This window comes from Arthrobacter sp. HY1533 (genome assembly GCF_027568515.1).
Taxonomy (GTDB): domain Bacteria; phylum Actinomycetota; class Actinomycetes; order Actinomycetales; family Micrococcaceae; genus Specibacter.
Genome location: NZ_JANKZF010000021.1, coordinates 53088 through 71674, shown reverse-complemented (window position 1 = coordinate 71674; position 18587 = coordinate 53088). Strand labels below are relative to the sequence as shown.

Here is an 18587-nt window from a genome sequence, read left to right as displayed (position 1 = left end):
AGCCTGTCCCCGGTGGTCGAGCTTGTCGAGACCTAGGCGTCGAGCTTGTCCCCGGTGGTCGAGCTTGTCGAGACCTAGGCCTCCAGCCGCTCCCACACTTGCTGGATGTGTTCGCTGAACAGCTCCACAGCAGCGTCTGCATCGCCGGCCGCCAGTGCCTGGATCAGGGGCCGGTGGGTCTGTGCGACCTGCTGGAGATCGCCAAAGTAGATCGGATTGGTCAGCCTGGTGAGGTTGCGGTGGCTGGCCTCCACCATGGGCCAGACCCGGCGCAGCAGGGAATTGCCGCTTGCGGCCCAAACCCTTTCGTGGAACCTGGCGTCCGCCTCGATGAGCGCGTCCAGGTCGTTGAGGGCAGCTGCACGTTCCATGGCCGCCAGGTGGGTCTCAAGTTCGCCGGCCAGCTCCGTGCGGGCCTCGGCATCCAGGCGCCGGCAAATGGTGTCCACGGCCATGGTTTCCAGCCGCTGCCGGACCTCGTACACATCCTTCGCGTCGCCGATGGATATCTCTGCCACGTAGCTGCCGCGGCGGGGGAGCTGTGTCACCAGGCCCTCGCTGGCCAGCGAGGCCAGGGCAGCCCTGACCGTGGCCTGGCTGACCACCAACTTGCCGGCCAATGCGGTTTCCAGCAGCCGGGTGCCGGGCAGGAGCGCGCCGGAAAGGATCTCGGCGCGGATCCGTTGCGCCACCTGGTTCCACAGGGGATCGTTGGGCAGTGCCCCCGCCTTGTCGTCAATCATGGTTGGCATGGCTCCTTGCTGGAGTTCGCCCGGGGTGGCTTGCGTCCCGGACCGACCTTGACAACATTTTGTTGCCATGATCACCTTACAACATTGCAATTATCGATAATTGAACTAAGGGGCGGGCAATGCAGCCAGCGGGACCACTTGAGGGAAAAACCATCCTGGTCACGGGGGCGGCCGGCCAGGGAATGGGCCGGGGGATCGTTGAGGCGCTCGAGGCCTGCGGAGCTGCTGTGGTCGGCATGGATGTTTCCGCAGCGGCGGCAGAGGAATTGCGTGCGGCCCACCCGCAGCTTCTCTCGCTCGTCGGGGACGTCTCCGTCGAGGCGGATGTTGAACGCGTCTTTGACGAGGCTGCGGCGCTGGCCGGCCCCATCCACGGTGTGGTCAACAATGCCGGCATCGGCCTGAACCGGCCCTTCCACGAGGTCACGGCCGCCGAGTTCGAGCGCATCCACGGCGTTGACGTTCGCGGCACCTGGCTTGTGAGCCGGGCCTTTGCCTCCCGCGCCATTGCCGCAGGGCGCGCCGGGGCCATCGTCAACATCTCCTCCGTGCACGGAACGGCCACGGCTCCGGGCTATGCCGTCTACGCCGGTGCCAAGGCCGCCGTCGACGGCATGACCCGTGGCATCGCGGTGGACCTTGGCCCCCACCGCATCCGCTGCAATGCCGTGGCCCCCGGCTATGTCCACGCGGCCCAAAACGTTGAACTCATCCGCGGGTTCACGGACGATCCCGAGGGCTGGATCGACACCCACACCGATGACTTTCAACTGCTCAACCACGTGGTTGAAGCCCGTGACTGCGGGGACACCGTGGCTTTCCTGCTCTCCGACGCCGCCCGCAGCATCACCGGCCAGACCCTGCTGGTCGACGCGGGCCTCACCACCGCCCTGTACAACAACTCATTTACCCGGAGGACGCGATGAGCGCCATGAACCCCTTCACCCACGACCCCGACCGGCGGGAGGTCTGGGACATGCTGGTGACCCGTGACATCGAGGCCTTCGCGGCAGGCGACTGGGACGCAACCGCCCCGGACTTCATGGCGGAAGGATTCTTCGGCATGGACGGCGGCGGCAAGGCGAGCCCCGACTCCTGGACCCTCGGCTTTGGCTCCCTCGAGGCCTACCGGGACAGCTGGTTGGCGCAGAGCCGCGACTTCCTGGCCACGATGGTCGACCCCGCGGGCGCCCTCTTCGGGGCCACAATCCTGCGCGACATTGACATCAGCGGCACCTCCGCCGTGGCGCACAAGAAATTCGACGGAACCGCCCTGCGCCTTGATGGTTCAGTGCGGGAGCTGGACTGGCAGAGCCTGTACTTCTGCCACAAAACGGCGGCAGGATGGAAAATCAAGGGGTTTCTTGGCTACCTGCCCAGCTCCTTCCCACGGGCCTCAGGCCCTGCAGCGCCGGTGCTCCCGGAGCCCGGGAGCGTTCCCGCCAAATCCGTGCCTGAGGGCGCCTCGCAGCACGTCACGGCGGGCCCCTATTCGCCTGTCCTGCAGGTCGACGGCGCCAGGCTCACAGTGATCAGCGGCCAGGCCGCCATACTGCCCGACGGCAGCATCCAAGGCAGCAGCATCCAGGAGCAGACCAGGCTGACGCTGGAGAACTGCGCCCGGCAGCTGGCGGCGGCCGGCTGCACCCTTGCCGATGTTTTCAAGGTCAATGTCTTCCTGACGGACCTGGCTCACTGGCCTGCCTTCAACGAGGTCTACCGCGACATGATGCCCGAGCCGCGGCCCGTGCGCACCGCCGTCGGCGCGGACCTGCTTCCGGGGCTCATCGTCGAGGTGGAAATGTGGGCGGCCGGCAGCGGCCAGGGCGCCACGGTATGAGCGCCTTCTATGAGGGCCTGGGCCTGAAGACCACCATCAACGCCGCTGCCACCTTCACGGTGTTGGGTGGTTCACTCATGTCGCCCGAAGTGCTGGCAGCCATGAATGCCGCGGCCGGGGCCTACGTCAACATGCACGAGCTGCACTTGGCCGCCGGGAGGCGCCTAGCCGAGGCCACTGGCAACGAGGCCGCCTACGTCACCTCCGGGTGCGCGGCCGGGATTGTGCTTGCGGTCCTCGCTGCCAGGAACGGCGGCGACCCCGGCCGGCTGCCCGAACTGCCCGGCCACCAGCATGCACCCCACGAAGTCATCATGCACGCGGCCCACCGGATCCCCTACGACCGGGCCGTTTCGCTGGCCGGCGGGACGATCCGGCAAATTGGCGACATGCTGGGCACATTTGCCTGGGAGCTGGAAAGCGCCATCAATGCCAACACCGCTGCCGTGCTCTATGTTGTCGGGGCCCACATGCCCCAGATGGCGCTGCCACTGGAAGAGGTGGTGCGGATCGCCCATGCGGCCGGAATTCCCGTCATTGTCGACGCCGCTGCACAACTTCCCCCGGCCGGGAACCTGAGGCGGTTCAGTGCCGAACTTGGCGCCGATGCCGTGATTTTCTCCGGCGGCAAGGCCCTGCGCGGCCCGCAGGCCTCGGGGCTCATGGTGGGCCGGGAAGGCTTCATCGAGGCTGTCCGGCAAAACGGGGCACCGCACCAGCGGTGGGGGCGTGCCTTGAAGGCCGGCAAGGAGGAGATCGCCGGCCTGCTGACGGCCGTGGAGCGGTTTGTGGCCCTGGACCATGAAGCGCTGCGGCGTGGCTGGCGACAGGACGTCCAGGTGTGGCACGACGGCCTGGCGGGAATGCCCGGGGTGCGCGCCACCATCGAGGAAATCAACGAGGCGGGCCAGCACGTGCCGCGCCTGCACGTGGCCATCGACGATCCCGGCCGGGCGGCCGCCGTCGTGGGCAGCTTCGACGACGGCAACCCGCGCCTGGCCGTCTACCCGCAGCTGGCGGTGGGCGTGACCCTCGGATTCTGGCTCACCCCCGACCTGCTGCAGCCCGGCCAGGTTCCCGTGGTGCTTGAACGCGTCAGGACGGCACTGGAAACCATCGGCTAGGACTTCTGCGGCTCCGCCGGTGGTCGAGCCTGTCTTCGGTGGTCGATAGCCTGTCCCGCCGGTGGTCGAGCCTGTCGAGACCTATGCTGGGTCCATGAGTGAAGCAACAGCGTACTTTCGCAGCAAGTTGGCGTTTGAGGTTGACGTGATGGACGTCCACGGGCGGCTGGCATCGGGGGAGTTTGTGCTGGTCGACACCCGCCGCCACGCCTCCTGGGCGCACGGGCACATCCCGGGTGCCCTGCACCTGCCCACGGCGCTCGTCCCGGCCCAGGCTGCCGTGCTCATCTCCGCCGGTACGCCAGTGGTGGTGTACTCGTGGGGGCCAGGCTGCAACGGCAGCACCTTCGCCGCGCTGGCCTTCGCCGAGCTGGGCTATCCGGTCAGGGAAATGCTGGGCGGCATCGAGTATTGGGCCCGCAACGGGTTGCCCGTGGAAACGTCCGACGGCGTCACCTTGCCGCCCAGCGATCCGCTCGTCACGGCTGACTAGGGATGCAAGCGCAAGAGGTGGTTGGCTAGGCCGTGACTGCCAGGGCGTCGATCTCCACGAGCATGACCTCGTGCGGGAGGTCGACGAAGACAGTGGTGCGTGAGGGCAACGCGCCGCTGGGGACGTTCTCGGCAATGAACTCGCCGTAGACCTCGTTCATGGCGGGGAAGTCATCGCGCGTGGTCAGGTAGACGCGGAACATGATGACGTCCTCAACGCTGGCGCCCCCGGCTTCCAGGATGGCCTTGACGTTGTCCAGTGTGCGGCGTGTCTGGGCCCGGACGTCACCGGCGCCGATGTACTCGTTGCTGGCGGGGTCGACGGCGCCCTGGCCGGACACCTGAAACAGGCCGCCCTTCTTCACTCCCTGTGAAAAGACGTGTGCGGGGGCCGGGGCGTTTTCGGTCAGTACTACGGTTTTTTCGCTCATGGGGTTCCCTTTCATGGTTGCCAGCCCAGGTCCCTGGAGATGGCGTTTGTTCCGGCGGTCAGTGTAGGCAGCAGTGCCAGCAATTCCTCGTAGGCGAGCAGGACCACGGGCACCGAGAAGGATGCTGCGGCGACCACGCGGCCCGAGGCGTCCCTGATGGGTGTGGCGATGCAGTGCACAAAGGCCTCATGCTCCGACTTGTCCTGTGCCCAGCCCTGGCGCCGCACCTGCTCCAGCTCGTCCAGCAGCTCGGCGGGCGTGGCCAGCGTGTTCTCCGTCATCCTGACATAGTCCAGCCCGGCGGCGATGCGTTCGCGCTCCGCCGCCGGCATGTCGGCCAGGATCACCTTGGCCACTGCCGCGGAGTGGAGTGCGGCAGTGAGCCCGATGCGTGAGTACATGCGCACGGGGTGGCGGGATTCGAACTTGTCGATGTAGACAACTTCCTTTCCCTCCAACTGCGCCAGGTGGACCGTGTGGCCTGTTGCCTCGTTCAGCCGGGCCAGGTGGGGGCGCGCCACGTCCCGAATGTTGCGCTGTTCCAGCGCCATGGAGGACAACTCAAAGAACTTGCGCCCCAGCATGAACTCACCGGCCCCGTTGCGTGCCACAAAATGTTCGGCTTCAAGGGTCTGCAGCAACCGCATGACGGTGGTCTTGTGCACCTCGGCCCCCGCCGCCAGCCCGTCCAGCGTGGCGGGCTGTTCGGCCAGCCGTGACAGCAGCCCCAGGGCGCGGGCCAGGCTCTGGCTCACGCCGCACCTTCCGCCAGGGCGGGGCAGTCCAGCAGGCCCGGGGCCACGCGTGTTGCCGCCCATTCGGCCTCGGAGCAGCCCAGTACGCGGTCAAGTGTTGCGGCGTCGGGCAGCGGCCCCCGGTCCCCGGGAACCGTCAGGGTGCAGGCCGCGCTGAGGTGCCCGCGCCGCAGGGAGGAGCGCTGGTCCAGGCCGGACAGCAGGCCGCTGAGGTATCCGGCTGCAAACGCGTCGCCTGCCCCGACCGGTTCCAGGACATCCACCGCCAGGGACGGCACCTCGATGCGACCGCCGTCGTGCAGCAGGGCGATGGCGGAGACCTCGGCGTTCTTGAGCACAATGGCCGAGGGGTCAGGCAGCAGTTCGCGCAGCTGAGCCTCCGTGGTGGTGCCAAAGGCCGGCACGGCCTCGTCGGCGCCCACCAGGACAATGTCGGCCTGGTTCGCCAGGGTGCGCAGCACCGACTTGTCGGCCCGGGTCCACAACGGTCCCCGCCAGTTCACGTCAAAGGTGATGATCCGGCCGTTGCGCGGGGCGGCCAGCAGGGCCGTGAGCATGTCCAGGCAGTCGGGGGAGAGGGCGGCGGTGATGCCGCTGATGTGCACCAGCCCGGCGTTCTCGATGAGCGGCGCCACGGAGCTGCGGGCCAGCATGGCCGCGTCCATGGCCGACGCAGCCGAGCCCCTGCGGTAGTAGATGACCGAGCTCTCGGCAATGCCGGCGGCCGGGCACGCCGGGACCTTGACGTACAGGCCGGTGGGCCGCTCCGGGTCGACCTCGACACCACTGACGCCGACACCATGCGCCTTCAGCTCGTTGACAATCCGGGTGCCAAAGCCGTCGCGGCCAACCCGGCCCACCCAGTGCGCCTGAACGCCCATGGCCGCCAGCCCCACGGCCACGTTTGATTCTGCGCCGCCCACGCCGTAGAAAAGCTCGGTGGCCTCCGCCAGGGGCACCTGGCCTGTGGGCGTGAGCATGGCCATGGTTTCTCCAATGCAGACAACTGGGCGCATGGATGTACGGCACTTCCTCTCCGGGGTGGGTCGCCTGCCGCCTTGACGGGCAAATCCTGACCATGTTAGACATGTCACGGACATCTTTGCAACAGCCGTTGCAACATGCGCAACGCGAGGTTGCCAACTGAAAGGAAACGGGCCATGGGCGCCACAGCAGACAGGGGCACCGACGTGCCCGGAATTGATTCCGCCAAGGTGGACGCACTGGACTCCGTGGAACTCTCCTGGCGCTACAAGTCCCTTCCCGCCGCTGCCCACGGCCAGACCGCGGCCCAATACGCGTCCTCCGGCGCAACGCTCGCGAGCCTGCAGACGCCCGTGCTGACCCTTGATGCGCACTCCATGGCCGGGAACGTGGAGACGATGGCACGCTGGTGCGCCGGGCACGGCGTGCTGCTGGCGCCCCACGGCAAAACCACCATGGCACCGCAGATGTGGCGGGACCAGCTGGACCATGGCGCCTGGGGCATCACGCTGGCCAACGCCTCGCAACTGCGCGTGGGCCACGCCTTCGGCGTGCGCCGCATCATGCTGGCCAACAGCCTCACAGACCCGCAGGCCGTCGCCTGGCTTGCCGTACACCAGGGGCCCGGCTTCGAGGTGGTGTCCTGGATCGACTCGGCCCAGACGGTGGCCCTGCAGGGAACCGTGCTTGCCGCCCACCCCGGCGCCGTCCTGGATGTGATCGTCGAGCTCGGCGGCGGGGGCGGTCGCACGGGTGCCCGCACGGTCGCCGAGGCGGCTGAGGTTGCCCGGGCCGTCGCCGCCGAGCCGGGGCTGCGCCTGGTGGGCGTGGGCGGCTATGAAGGATCCCTGGCCCATTCCGCCGACGACGGCGCCCTCACCACCGTGCGCGGCTACCTCCGGGCGTTGCGGGAGCTGCACGAGCAGCTTCTGGCCGAGAAACTGTACGCACCCGGCGCCGACATCATCATCACGGCCGGCGGCAGCGCCTACTTTGACGATGTTGTTCAGGAGCTTGCCGGCTGCATCACGGCCGGAACTGACGGCGGCCCCCGCGTGGATGTCATGCTGCGCAGCGGAGCCTACATGGTCCACGACGACGGCTTCTACCGCGGCATCTCACCCTTCGCCCGGGCGGCTGAGGTCCCGGGTGGACCGCGGCAGTTCGCCTCCGCCATGCACGCCTGGGCGCGCGTGGTCTCGACACCGGAGCCGGGCCTGGCCATCCTCGACGCCGGCAAGCGGGACATGCCCGTTGATGAAGGCATGCCCGAACCCCAGCAGATTGGCCGCTCCCTGGGTGGGGACATGGCAGTTCTGGACGATGCCGCCATCACGGCTGTCAACGACCAGCACTGCTACCTGCGCTTCAACCCCGAGACCACGGCAGTCAACATCGGCGACGTGGTCCGCCTGGGCCTTTCCCACCCCTGCACGGCCTTCGACAAGTGGACGCTCATCCCCGTCTTGGCCCGCACGGGCACAGACAACCGGGTTGTGGGCCTCGTCCACACCTTCTTCTAGGACGTGGGGGACACACCCGCGGCGCGGACCATCATCGCCAACGCCACCGTGGTGGACGGGAGCGGCGCACCCAGGTACGCGGCCGACGTCGTGCTGGCCAACGGGCGCATCGAGTCCATTGACGCGCCCGGCACCCATGCAGGCGCGGCCGGCTGCATCGACGCCTCGGGCCTGGTGCTCAGTCCGGGGTTCATCGACATGCACGCGCATTCGGACCTGGCGCTGCTGCATGAGCCGGGCCACTACGCCAAGCTCAGCCAGGGCGTCACCACCGAGCTGCTGGGCCAGGACGGGCTCTCCTACGCCCCCGTGGACGATGCAGCGCTGGCAGGCATCCGGCAGCAGATTGCCGGCTGGAACGGGGATCCGGCGGACCTTGATTTCAACTGGCGCACCGTGGGGGAGTACCTGGACCGCCTGGATGTCGGCATCGCCGTCAACGCCGCCTACCTGGTGCCGCAGGGGACCGTGCGGGCCGTGGTGTGCGGCTTCGGCGACGCGCCAGCCACGCAGGCGCAGCTCGGTGCGCAGCAGGAGATGATCCGGGCCGGCATGGAGCAGGGCGCCGTGGGCATGTCCTCGGGGCTCAGCTACACCCCCGGCATGTACGCCACCACGGCGGAATTGGCACAACTGTGCTCCACTGTGGCTGGGGCCGGTGGCTTCTACGCCCCACACCACCGCTCCTACGGCCGGGGCGCGCTGGAGGCGTACGCCGAGATGCTGGAACTCAGCCGGGCCAGCGGCTGCCCCCTCCACCTGGCCCACGCCACCATGAACTTCGCGCCCAACAAGGGCCGCGCGCCGGAACTCCTGGAGCTCATTGATGCCGCCATAGACGACGGCGTGGACGTCACCCTGGACTCGTACCCGTACCTGCCCGGTGCCACCACGCTTTCGGCCATCCTTCCCGGTTGGGCCTCGGCCGGCGGCACAGCCGCAACCATGGTGCGGCTGCAGGACCCCGCCACCCTGGCCCGGATCCGGCACGAGGTTGAAGTCCTTGGCTCCGACGGCTGCCACGGTGTGCCGGCGGAATGGGAGACCCTGGAAATTGCCGGCGTCCGGAACCCCGCACTCGAACCGCTCGTGGGGCAGACCATTGCCGGCATTTCCGAGGCCGCCGGGAGCGATCCCTTTGAGGTGTTTGTGGACATCCTGGTCCGGGACGAGCTGGCCACAGGCATCCTCCAGCACGTGGGGCACGAGGAAAACGTGCAGGCCATCATGGTCCACCGCGCCCACACGGGCGGCAGCGACGGAATCCTGGTGGGCAGCAAGCCGCACCCGCGGGCGTGGGGCACCTTCCCTCGCTACCTGGGGCACTACTGCCGGGAACTGGGCCTGATGACGCTGGAGGAAACCGTCCACCACCTGACGGGCCGTCCCGCCCGGAGGCTGAAGCTGCTGCGGCGCGGGCTTCTCCGCGAGGGCTTTGCCGCCGACCTGGTGCTGTTCGACCCCGCAACCGTCAACGCGACAGCCACTTTCACCCAGCCGCGCCAGCCCGCGGTTGGCATCCACCATGTTTTTGTCAACGGCGTGCCCGCCATCGCGGCGGGGCTGCCCACCGGCGCACTTGCCGGCAGGGCCCTGCGCCACACCCCGGAAGGAACCCGAAGCATCCCATGAACAACTCCGAATTCATTGCCCGGCTTGAAGCAGACCGCACCATCGCGGTGGTCCGTGCGCCCGACATTGCCGACGCCGGCGAGCTGTGCCGCGCCCTCGTGGCCGGCGGCATCCACGGGGTGGAGCTGACCTACACCACCCCGAACCTGCTCAAGCACGTGGCCCGCGCCGCAGAAACGGCCGCCGAACACGGCGCCGTGGTGGGTGTTGGCACTGTGCTTGACGCCGAGCAGGCCCGGGCCGCCATTGATGCAGGCGCCCAATTCCTGGTCACCCCCGGCATCCGCCCCGAGGTGGCCAAGGTGGCCGCCGACGCCGGAATCCCGTTCTCGCTGGGCGCCCTGACCCCCAGCGAGGTGGCCATGGCGCTGGACCTGGGCTCCGCCGTGGTGAAGATCTTCCCGGCCCGTGCCTTGGGCCCGGGCTACCTGAAGGACCTGCAGGGCCCGTTCCCGGGTGTGAAGCTGCTGCCCTCGGGCGGCATCGACGCCGCGAACGCCGGCGAGTACCTGGCCGCCGGCGCCCTGGCAGTGTGCTGCGGCACGGCCGTGGTTCCGCCCGCCGTGGTGGCTGCGGGCGACTGGGAGGACATCAGCGCACGGGCCGCCGCGTTCACGGCCATCCTGCGCTAGGGACAGCTAGGACGGGGCCTGGCCGGCGGGGGACTTTTCCCAGCGCATGGCCAGGTCCGCGGCAACGCCCACGGCAATGCTGGCCGGGTCCTTGGCGGTGATGCCGGGCAGCCCGATGGGGCAGGTGATCCGGGCAATCGCGGCGTCATCGTGCCCCTCGGCCCGCAGGCGACGGCTGAAGCGTTGCCATTTGCTGCGGGAGCCGATGAGGCCAATGTAGGACGGCTGCGACCGCAGGGCTGCCTCGCACAGGATGAGGTCCTCGGCGTGGTCGTGCGTCAGCACCAGGATGGTTGCGCCCGGCGGGAGCCCGGCCAGGACCACCTCAGGTGCCGGGGCGTGGTGCACGGCCACGGCCGCCTGGCCCGCCAGCAGCGGCTGCATCCGCTCCGGGGCCACGGCGTCCTGGCGGGAATCGACAAGGACCAGGTTGACGGGCTGCCTGGCCAGGATGTGCGCGATCTCGTAGCCCACATGGCCCAGGCCGAAGACCGCCACGGTCCGCCGCGGGCCCAGCAGCTCCAACAGCACCTCCACCTCGCCTCCGCAGCATTGCACGCCGTGGCGGGTTGCCACCTTGTCATTGAGGGCAAACGCCATCAGTTCCGTCTGCGGCTGGCCGGTGGCAATGAGTTCGCGGGCCCGGTCCACGACGTCGGCCTCGAAGTTCCCGCCGCCAATGGTGCCCCACAGCCCGGTGGCGGAAATGGCCATCTTGGCCCCGGGCTCGCGCGGGGAATGGCCGCGCACGCGGGCCAGCGTGGCCAGGACCGCCGGCTCGTTGCGTTCGCGCAGCCGGGCCAGCGCCTCAAGCCAGTCCATGGCGCAGGCTACGCTTCCGAAGCGGCGGCCGCGCGGGATTCCTCGACGGCCCAGAACACTGCTTCCGGCGTTGCCGGGGACGCGAGGGTGACGCTGCGGCCCGCCGGGCCGAAGGCCCCCACCGCGTCACGGAGCGCCTCCCGGGCGGCGAAGGCCAGCATGAGCGGGGGCTCGCCCACGGCCTTGGAGCCGTAGACGGCGCCCTCTTCCTCGGCGTGCTGCAGCAGGTGGACGTTGAACACCGTGGGCATTTCGGAAAAGCTCGGCAGCTTGTACGTGCTCGCGGACTGGGTCAGCAGCCTGCCCCGGCCCGGCCCCGTTCCCTCGTCCCAGCGCAGGTCCTCCAGTGTCAGCCAGCCCACCCCCTGGACATAGCCTCCCTCGATCTGGCCAATGTCCACCATGGGGGAGAGGGAGTCCCCGGCGTCGTGCACAATGTCCACGCGGCGCTGGGTGTAGGCGCCGGTGAAGCCGTCCACCTCCACCTCGGCCACGGCGGCGCCGTAGGCAAAGTACTTGAAGGGTTCGCCCTGCATGGACTCGACATCCCAGTGCAGGCCTTCGGTGCGGTAGTGGCCGGCCGCCCAGAGCTGGACGCGCTGCAGGTACGCCTTCATGGCAACCTCGGCGAAACTGAAGCCGGATCCTGCAACGCCCAGGGCCGTGGCGCGGCCCTCGGTGAAGCGGACGTCGCGGGCGGAGACCCCCAGCATGCCGCCGGCCACCTGTGCCATCCGCTCCAGGATCTGTTCACAGGCGTTCTTGACGGCCCCGCCGTTGAGGTCGGCGCCCGAACTTGCCGCAGTGGCCGAGGTGTTGGGCACCTTGTCGGTTCGGGTGGGGGCAAGCCTGACCGCCGTGAGGGGCAGGCCCAGGGCGGTGGCCGCCACCTGGAGCATTTTGGTGTGCAGGCCCTGGCCCATCTCGGTGCCGCCATGGTTGACCAGCACCGAGCCGTCCTTGTAGACGTGCACCAGGGCGCCGGCCTGGTTGAACGCCACGAGGTTGAAGGAGATCCCGAACTTGACCGGGGTGATGGCCAGCCCCCGCTTGCTGTGCGGGTGGGCTGCGTTGAAGGCCTCGATGTCCCGGCGCCGCCCGGCGAAGCCGCTTCGCTCCAGGGCTTCTTCCCAAATGGTGGTGATCCGGGAGGCGTGGCGCACGGGCATGCCGTAGGGCGTGCTCTGCCCTTCCCTGTAGAAGTTCCTGCTGCGAAGTTCCTCCGCCGTCAGCCCCAGCAGCGGTGCGGCACGGCCCAGGATGTCCTCAACCAGCAGCATCCCCTGGGGTCCGCCAAATCCGCGGAACGCCGTCTGGGAGGTCACATTGGACTTGGCCACGCGCCCCGTTGCTTCAACGTTGGGGATGAAGTAGGCGTTGTCCACGTGGCACAGGGCCCGGGCCATGACGGCCTCGGACATGTCCAGGCACCAGCCGCCGTCGGAGGTCAGCTGTGCCTTCAGTGCCAGCAGCTCCCCGGCGTCGGAGAAGCCTGCATCCCACGACATGTGGAAACCGTGGCGCTTGCCCGTCATGGTCATGTCCAGTGTCCGGTTCAGGCGCACACGGACGGGACGGCCGGTCAGCAGCGTGCCGATGGCCGCGATGGCGGCGAAGCCGTGCGACTGCATCTCCTTGCCGCCGAAGCCGCCGCCCATGCGCAGGCTCTGCACAGTGATCTCGTGGTGCGGCCGGGCCAGCACATGGGCCAGGATCTCCTGTGCCTCCGAGGGGTGCTGGGTGCTGCTTTGCACAAAGACCTGCCCGCCCTCATCCACCGTGGCCAGGGCCGCCTGGGTTTCCAGGTAGAAATGCTCCTGTCCGGAACACTCCGTGACCCCGGAGAGCACCCTGTCCGCCGTGGCGAGCGCCGCAGCCGCATCCCCGCGGCGCACCGTGCGGCTGGCCCCCTGAAAGGAGCCGGCGGCAATGGCCTCGGTGATGGACACAATGGAGGGCAGCACCTCCCACTCAACAACGACGGCGGCTGCCCCGGCACGGGCGGCGTCCTGGTCCTCCGCGAGCACCCAGGCGACGGCGTGGCCCATGAACATGGCCTCGGACGGGAAGAGAGGTTCGTCGCCCTTGATGCCGCAGTCGTTGAGGCCGGGAACGTCCGCGGCCGTCAGCACCCGGACCACGCCCGGGACGTCCATGGCAGGGGAGGTGTCCATGGACCGGATTCCGGCATGCGCGTGCGGGGACGGCACGGGCCATGCCGTGAGTGCCCCGGGCATGCGCGCGGAGAGGTCATCCGTGTAGAGGGCCTGTCCGGTGGCATGCAGCCGCGCACTTTCGTGGGGGGCGGCCAAGCCCACGGCCGGGAAGGCCGGACGCTGGGAGAGTTGGCTCATTGCGGGGCCTCCTGGCTGGGGCTGTTGAGGGCATGGAGCTTGAGGAGGGCGTTGGACAGCATGCGGGAGCGGTAGCGTGCGCTGGCCCGGTGGTCATCCAGCGGCGTCCCCTCGGCGCCGAGCACGGCCGCGGCGCGCTGGACAGTCTCCAGGGTCCAGGGCCGGCCGGTGAGCGCATCCTCGCTGGCACGGGCCCGCAGCGGCGTTGCGGCAACCCCGCCCAGCCCGATCCGGGCCGTGGCGACCACCCCATCTTCGATGTGCAGGCTGAAGGCGACGGCGACGCTGGAAATGTCGTCGAAGCGCCGCTTGGCAATCTTGTGGAAGGCGTTGACGTTGTCCAGCGGCAGGGGGATGCGGACCGACTTGATCAGCTCGTCGGCTCGCCGCACTGTGGTGCGGTAGCCGGTGAAGTACTCCGACAAGGGCATGGCGCGCTCGCGGTCGGCGGAAGCCAGGATGATCTGGGCGTCCAGGGCCAGAAGGGCCGGCGGGCTGTCGCCGATGGGCGAGGCGGTGCCCAGGTTTCCGCCCAGTGAGGCCCGGTTGCGGATCAGGCGGGAGGCGAACTGGGGGATGAGCTGGGCCAGCATGGGCACCCGGCCGCCCAGGGCCCGTTCAATCTCGGACAGCGGGACGGCGGCACCAATCTCAATCTCCGTGTCCGTGGCCATGATGGCGTCCAGTTCCGGGATCCTGTCAATGGCGATGACCAGCGGTGCGCGCCGGGCCCGGATGTTGACCTCAACGCCCCAGTCGGTGCTGCCGGCCACGAGCACGGCTTCGGGGTTGCCGGACAGCAGCGCCAGGGCCTGCGGCAGCGTTGTGGCGCGGACAAAGACCCCGTCCGTGCGTTCCAGCAGGGTGTTGCGGGGCGCCGGTGCCGGCGATTCCGCCCGGCCGGCCATGGCGTCGTTGCCGGGCGGGCCCAGTGCGTAGGCGGCATCGCGGATGGGGCGGTAGCCCGTGCAGCGGCACAGGTTTCCGCTGAGGGACTCCAGTTCGAAGCCGTTGGGGCCCGTTTCGCCCCCGCCGCCATCAGGCCCCTGCGGCGCCGGTGTTCTGTCCCTGCGGTAGTACTCCGAGGCCATGCTGCACACAAATCCCGGCGTGCAGTAGCCGCATTGGGACCCGCCGGCCGCGGCCATGGCCGCCTGGACGGGGTGCATGTGCTCCGGCGTGCCCAGGCCCTCGGCGCTCACCAGTTCCTGTCCATCCAGGGAGGCCATGGGCACCAGGCATGAGTTGACAGCCGTCCAGGATGTTCCACCGTTCCCATCGCCCTGGGCCACGAGAATGGCGCAGGCGCCGCATTCACCCTCGGCGCAACCTTCCTTGGCACCCGTGAGGCCGTTGTCCCGCAGCCAGTCAAGGGCCGTGGTGTGTGCGGAAACCTGGCCAAAGGGGCGCACGGTGCCGTTGACGGTGAATGCCGGCTCCGTGTCGGCCAGGGGGTCGGGGTTGTTCATGGTGGTGCTCCAACTTCATTGTCGAAAGCATGCAGTTCCTTATGACACAGAGCGTACATGCCTGTCAGCCCGGGGCAAGGGGGCAGGAGTGCCCGGGTTGCGGAGTGGCCAGGGAATTGTCAGCACTGGGGCGCGTTGCTAGTCTCAAGCCAAAGCGACCCAGTGGCCGGCCGGCCCCATCCCGGCGCACGAACACAAGGAAAAGCCCATGGACGATTCACAGCAGCCCAGCCACTTCCTCGCCAAGGCCGTTGAACTGGCCACGGAGAACGTCCGCAACAATGGCGGCCCGTTCGGGGCCATTGTGGTCACCGCCGACGGCCGGGAGTTTGCCGGGCTGAACCGGGTCACGGCCACCCTGGATCCCACCGCGCACGCCGAGGTGACAGCGATCCGGGCGGCCTGCCAGGGCGTGGGCAGCTTCGATTTGTCCGGGGCCACCCTCTACTCCAGCTGTGAGCCCTGCCCCATGTGCCTGGCCTCGTCGCTGTGGGCCCGGATCGGGCATGTCTATTTCGCTGCCGACCGCCATGACGCGGCGGACGCCGGATTCGACGACGCCTTGTTCTACGAGTACTTTGACGCTGCCGGCGACCGCGCCCTGATGCCGGTGGCCAAGGCGGAACCGGAGGCCGGGCGTGCCGTGGACCCGTTCGATGCGTGGCGGGCCAACACCGGGCGGATCGACTACTAGCGGCTGGGCCGCCTGTCGGGGCCTGGCCGGGCCAGGCCTTAAGCTGGTCCCATGAGTGCCCCCGTGACCCTTTGCTTCCTGCTGCGCACGTTCGACGGCGTGGAGCAGGTGCTGCTGGGGTTGAAAAAGACCGGTTTCGGCACGGGAAAAGTGGTGGGCATCGGCGGGCATGTGGAGCCGGGGGAGAGCACCGTGGCGGCCATCTGCCGGGAGGTCGCTGAGGAAACCTCCATCAGCGTGGCGCCCCTGGACCTGGAACCGGCCGGCACGGTTGAGTTCGTGTTCCCCGCCCGGCCCGAGTGGGACATGTTTACAACGGTGTTCCTGGCCCGGCGCTACGCCGGGGAGGCACAGGAAAGCAGCGAAATTGCACCCCGCTGGTACCCCGTCGATGAGCTGCCGCTGGAGAATATGTGGGCCGATGCCGGGCACTGGCTGCCGGCCTTCCTGGCCGGGGAGCGCGGCGACTGGCGCGTGGTGCTCAATGCCGACAATGAAACCGTGGCCTCCAGCACCCACACGGCGGCCCGCGGCGCCCTGCCCGGGGACGGGCAGGGCAGCTAGCAGGCTAGGGCTTGGCGACCGTCAGCAGGAACGCCGAGTCCTCCAGTGCGTGCACCGAATGCCGGGCCTGCGGCACCACGAGGTGGTCGCCGGGTGAGCCCTCCCATTCGACGTCGCCGCAGCGCAGCAGCACCCGGCCGCGCAGGACCTGCACGGTGGCCTCGCCCGGGTTGTCGTGTTCATCCAGCGAGTTCCCGGATGTCAGAGCCACCAGGGTTTGGCGCAGGACCCGCTCATGGCCGCCCACGACGGTCCGGGAGCTGCGGCCGCTGCTCTTGGTCTTCGCCGCGGCAAGGAGCTCCCGTGCCAGTGCTGTCAGGGACGATTTTTCCATGATGCTCCTTGTGGGCTGAACGGGGCGTTGCTTGAAGGGTACCCTCCCGCCTGTGGCCGTGGACACAGGCGGGCTTCCAACTACCCCAGGTGGCGCTCTGCAACCCCGTTGTAGGCGCTCAGGGGCCGGATCAGCGCATTGGCGGCGCGCTGTTCCATGATGTGCGCCGTCCAGCCGGTGATGCGGGCGGCAATGAAGATGGGCGTGAACATGTCGGTGTCAAAGCCCATCAGGTGGTACGTGGGCCCGGCCGGGTAGTCGAGGTTCGGCTTGATGGCCTTGGCCTCATCCATGGCCTGTTCGAGTCCGTCGTACAGGCCCATCATTTCCGGCCGCCCGTAGTGGGCCACCATGCGCTCCAGGGCGGCCTTCATGGTGGGCACGCGGGAGTCGCCGTGCTTGTAGACGCGGTGCCCGAAGCCCATGACCTTCTTCTTGGCGGCAAGGGCTGCCTCCATCCACTCCTTGGCGCGGGCAGCGGCCTCCTCCCGGGACTCGTCGGCACGGATGCCGATCTCATCGAAGGTGTGCATGACGGCCTCGTTGGCGCCGCCGTGCAATGGGCCCTTCAAGGCGCCGATGGCGCCCGTCACGGCCGAATGCAGGTCCGAGAGCGTGGAGGTGATGACCCTGGCCGTGAACGTTGAGGCATTGAAGGAATGCTCGGCGTACAGGACCATGGACACGCGGAACGCATCCACCACCTCGGGCGCCGCGGCCTCGCCAAACACCATCCACAGGAAGTTGGCCGAGTAGTCCAGGTCCACTCGGGGCTCCACGGGGCCCTGCCCGCGGCGCCGGCGCTGGTCGTACGCCACGACGGCCGGGAACTGGGCAAACAAGGACTTTGCCTTGTCCAGCTCCGCCTCGGGGGAGGAGTCCTCGGCCAGGGGGTGGGCCGCGCCCAGCACGGAGACGGCCGTGCGGCCCACGTCCATGGGGTGGCAGTCCAGGGGCAGCAGGTCGATCGCCGCCTGCACCCGGCTGTCCAGGGCCCGGTTGGCCCGCTCAAACGCCTCGAAGGAGGTCAGCTCCGCCTCGGAGGGCAGCTCGCCGGTCCACAGGAGCAGCGCAACCTCCTCAAAGGACTTGTGCGCTGCCAGTTCCTGCACGGGGTAGCCGCGGTAGAGCAGGGAATTGGATTCGGGGTTGACCTTGGAGACGGCGGTGTAGTCGGCAACCACACCGGCCAGGCCCTTGCGTACTTCTTCTTCGCCCACTGTGTGCACTCCTTCGTGAAACGTGTGTTGTTGTTCTAGAGGTTCGCGTTGTTGCCCGTGATGTCCAGGCCGGGGACCTGGAAGTTGAAGATGCCGGTGTCGAATTGGTTGTACGCCTCATAGTCAACCAGATCATAAAGGCGCGCCCTTGTCAGCATGTCGGGCACGGCGGATTCCTGTGTGCCGTGCGCGCTGATGGCGTCGAGCACGCGCTCGGCCGCACCCATGGCGCTGCGCAGCAGGGTGACAGGGTAGATGACCATGGCGACGCCCGCCGCGGCGAGCTGGTCACGGGTGAACAGCTCGCTTTTGCCGAACTCCGTCATGTTGGCCAGCACGGGGACATTGACGGCCTTGCACACGGCCTCAAACTCCGTCACATCCTTCATGGCCTCCGGGAAGATGGCGTCCGCCCCGGCGTCGACAAGGGCCTTGGCCCGCTCGATGGCGGCGTCCAGCCCCTCCACGGCCCGGATGTCCGTCCTGGCCATGATCAGGAAGTTCGGGTCCCGGCGGGCATCGGCGGCCGCGGCAATGCGCTTGACGGCCGTGTCCAAATCCACCATGTTCTTGCCGTCGAGGTGGCCGCAGCGCTTGGGGTTGAACTGGTCCTCGATGTGGCAGCCGGCCAGGCCCGCGTTCTCCAGTTCCTGGATGGTGCGGGCCACGTTCATGGGCTCGCCAAAGCCGGTGTCGGCGTCAATCAGGCAGGGGAGGTCCGTCATGCGGGCAATCTGCCCGCCGCGGGCGGCCACCTCGGTCAGGGTGGTCATGCCGATGTCCGGCAGGCCCAGGTCGTTGGCCAGCACGGCACCGGAGATGTACACGCCGTCGAACTTCTTCTCCCCGATGAGGCGGGCCGACAGCGGGTTGAAGGCCCCCGGGAACTGCACGGCCGCGCCGGGGACCAGCATGGCGCGCAGCTCCCGGCGCTTTTCCTCAGCGGACTTCTTGGAGTACAGCAT

19 protein-coding genes are annotated in these 18587 nt (G+C 68.7%); 9 read left to right on the top strand and 10 right to left on the bottom strand.

The features are described 5' to 3' along the window. Positions 1-74 precede the first annotated feature (74 nt). Positions 75-752 (bottom strand): GntR family transcriptional regulator, encoded by a 678-nt coding sequence (locus tag PCK14_RS15455; protein ID WP_269939403.1) that lies wholly within the window; start codon positions 750-752, stop codon positions 75-77. A gap of 119 nt (positions 753-871) precedes the next feature. On the opposite strand from PCK14_RS15455, the gene PCK14_RS15450 reads away from it, so the two are divergent. The 4 genes from PCK14_RS15450 (at position 872) to PCK14_RS15435 (ending at position 4209) form a co-directional block, all read left to right on the top strand. Then, positions 872-1678, top strand: a complete 807-nt coding sequence (locus PCK14_RS15450; RefSeq protein ID WP_269939402.1) for an SDR family NAD(P)-dependent oxidoreductase — start codon at positions 872-874, stop codon at positions 1676-1678. Continuing rightward, complete coding sequence (locus PCK14_RS15445) at positions 1675-2592, top strand: RidA family protein (protein WP_269939401.1); 918 nt, start codon at positions 1675-1677, stop codon at positions 2590-2592. Before PCK14_RS15450 ends, PCK14_RS15445 begins: the two co-directional genes overlap by 4 nt. Next, positions 2589-3716 carry an aminotransferase class V-fold PLP-dependent enzyme gene (locus tag PCK14_RS15440; RefSeq protein WP_269939400.1) on the top strand — a complete coding sequence of 376 codons (1128 nt, stop codon included), beginning with the start codon at positions 2589-2591 and terminating at the stop codon, positions 3714-3716. Before PCK14_RS15445 ends, PCK14_RS15440 begins: the two co-directional genes overlap by 4 nt. A 94-nt stretch (positions 3717-3810) precedes the next feature. Continuing rightward, the gene (locus PCK14_RS15435; protein WP_269939399.1) at positions 3811-4209 is read left to right on the top strand and encodes a rhodanese-like domain-containing protein; all 399 of its coding nucleotides are present in this window, start codon (positions 3811-3813) and stop codon (positions 4207-4209) included. A 25-nt stretch (positions 4210-4234) separates the two neighbouring features. On the opposite strand, the gene PCK14_RS15430 is transcribed toward PCK14_RS15435, so the two are convergent. The 3 genes from PCK14_RS15430 to PCK14_RS15420 are packed head-to-tail and all read right to left on the bottom strand — an operon-like array spanning position 4235 to position 6410. Then, positions 4235-4639 (bottom strand): RidA family protein, encoded by a 405-nt coding sequence (locus PCK14_RS15430; RefSeq protein ID WP_269939398.1) that lies wholly within the window; start codon positions 4637-4639, stop codon positions 4235-4237. 11 nt (positions 4640-4650) lie between these two features. Further along, complete coding sequence (locus tag PCK14_RS15425) at positions 4651-5394, bottom strand: IclR family transcriptional regulator (RefSeq protein WP_269939397.1); 744 nt, start codon at positions 5392-5394, stop codon at positions 4651-4653. After that, positions 5391-6410 carry a sugar kinase gene (locus PCK14_RS15420; protein WP_269939396.1) on the bottom strand — a complete coding sequence of 340 codons (1020 nt, stop codon included), beginning with the start codon at positions 6408-6410 and terminating at the stop codon, positions 5391-5393. The genes PCK14_RS15425 and PCK14_RS15420 overlap by 4 nt, the downstream gene beginning before the upstream one ends. 144 nt (positions 6411-6554) lie before the next feature. Between PCK14_RS15420 and PCK14_RS15415 the strand changes: the two genes are divergently transcribed. The 3 genes from PCK14_RS15415 to PCK14_RS15405 are packed head-to-tail and all read left to right on the top strand — an operon-like array spanning position 6555 to position 10165. After that, positions 6555-7901, top strand: a complete 1347-nt coding sequence (locus PCK14_RS15415) for an alanine racemase (RefSeq protein ID WP_269939395.1) — start codon at positions 6555-6557, stop codon at positions 7899-7901. 3 nt (positions 7902-7904) lie between these two features. Further along, positions 7905-9533 (top strand): N-acyl-D-amino-acid deacylase family protein, encoded by a 1629-nt coding sequence (locus tag PCK14_RS15410; protein WP_269939394.1) that lies wholly within the window; start codon positions 7905-7907, stop codon positions 9531-9533. Then, complete coding sequence (locus PCK14_RS15405; RefSeq protein ID WP_269939393.1) at positions 9530-10165, top strand: bifunctional 4-hydroxy-2-oxoglutarate aldolase/2-dehydro-3-deoxy-phosphogluconate aldolase; 636 nt, start codon at positions 9530-9532, stop codon at positions 10163-10165. The genes PCK14_RS15410 and PCK14_RS15405 overlap by 4 nt, the downstream gene beginning before the upstream one ends. A 6-nt stretch (positions 10166-10171) precedes the next feature. Here PCK14_RS15405 and xdhC read toward each other — a convergent pair whose 3' ends face one another. The 3 genes from xdhC to PCK14_RS15390 are packed head-to-tail and all read right to left on the bottom strand — an operon-like array spanning position 10172 to position 14810. Further along, positions 10172-10987: a xanthine dehydrogenase accessory protein XdhC gene (xdhC, locus tag PCK14_RS15400; protein ID WP_269939392.1), complete on the bottom strand. Its 816-nt coding sequence runs from the start codon at positions 10985-10987 to the stop codon at positions 10172-10174. Between the two features lie 8 nt (positions 10988-10995). Continuing rightward, positions 10996-13341 (bottom strand): xanthine dehydrogenase molybdopterin binding subunit, encoded by a 2346-nt coding sequence (gene xdhB / locus PCK14_RS15395; protein WP_269939391.1) that lies wholly within the window; start codon positions 13339-13341, stop codon positions 10996-10998. Further along, a complete protein-coding gene (locus PCK14_RS15390) occupies positions 13338-14810 on the bottom strand; it encodes a xanthine dehydrogenase small subunit (protein ID WP_269939390.1) in 1473 nt (490 codons plus the stop codon). The genes xdhB and PCK14_RS15390 overlap by 4 nt, the downstream gene beginning before the upstream one ends. 208 nt (positions 14811-15018) lie before the next feature. Between PCK14_RS15390 and PCK14_RS15385 the strand changes: the two genes are divergently transcribed. Then, the gene (locus tag PCK14_RS15385; protein ID WP_269939389.1) at positions 15019-15504 is read left to right on the top strand and encodes a nucleoside deaminase; all 486 of its coding nucleotides are present in this window, start codon (positions 15019-15021) and stop codon (positions 15502-15504) included. A 51-nt stretch (positions 15505-15555) separates the two neighbouring features. Next, a complete protein-coding gene (locus PCK14_RS15380; protein WP_269939388.1) occupies positions 15556-16068 on the top strand; it encodes an 8-oxo-dGTP diphosphatase in 513 nt (170 codons plus the stop codon). 4 nt (positions 16069-16072) lie between these two features. On the opposite strand, the gene PCK14_RS15375 is transcribed toward PCK14_RS15380, so the two are convergent. From PCK14_RS15375 to prpB, 3 genes are all read right to left on the bottom strand, one after another. Beyond that, positions 16073-16402, bottom strand: coding sequence for a cupin domain-containing protein (locus PCK14_RS15375; protein WP_269939387.1), 330 nt, complete (start codon positions 16400-16402; stop codon positions 16073-16075). Between the two features lie 80 nt (positions 16403-16482). After that, the gene (locus tag PCK14_RS15370; protein ID WP_269939386.1) at positions 16483-17622 is read right to left on the bottom strand and encodes a bifunctional 2-methylcitrate synthase/citrate synthase; all 1140 of its coding nucleotides are present in this window, start codon (positions 17620-17622) and stop codon (positions 16483-16485) included. Between the two features lie 35 nt (positions 17623-17657). Next, entirely contained in the window at positions 17658-18587 is a 930-nt protein-coding gene (prpB, locus tag PCK14_RS15365; protein WP_269939385.1) for a methylisocitrate lyase, read from the bottom strand.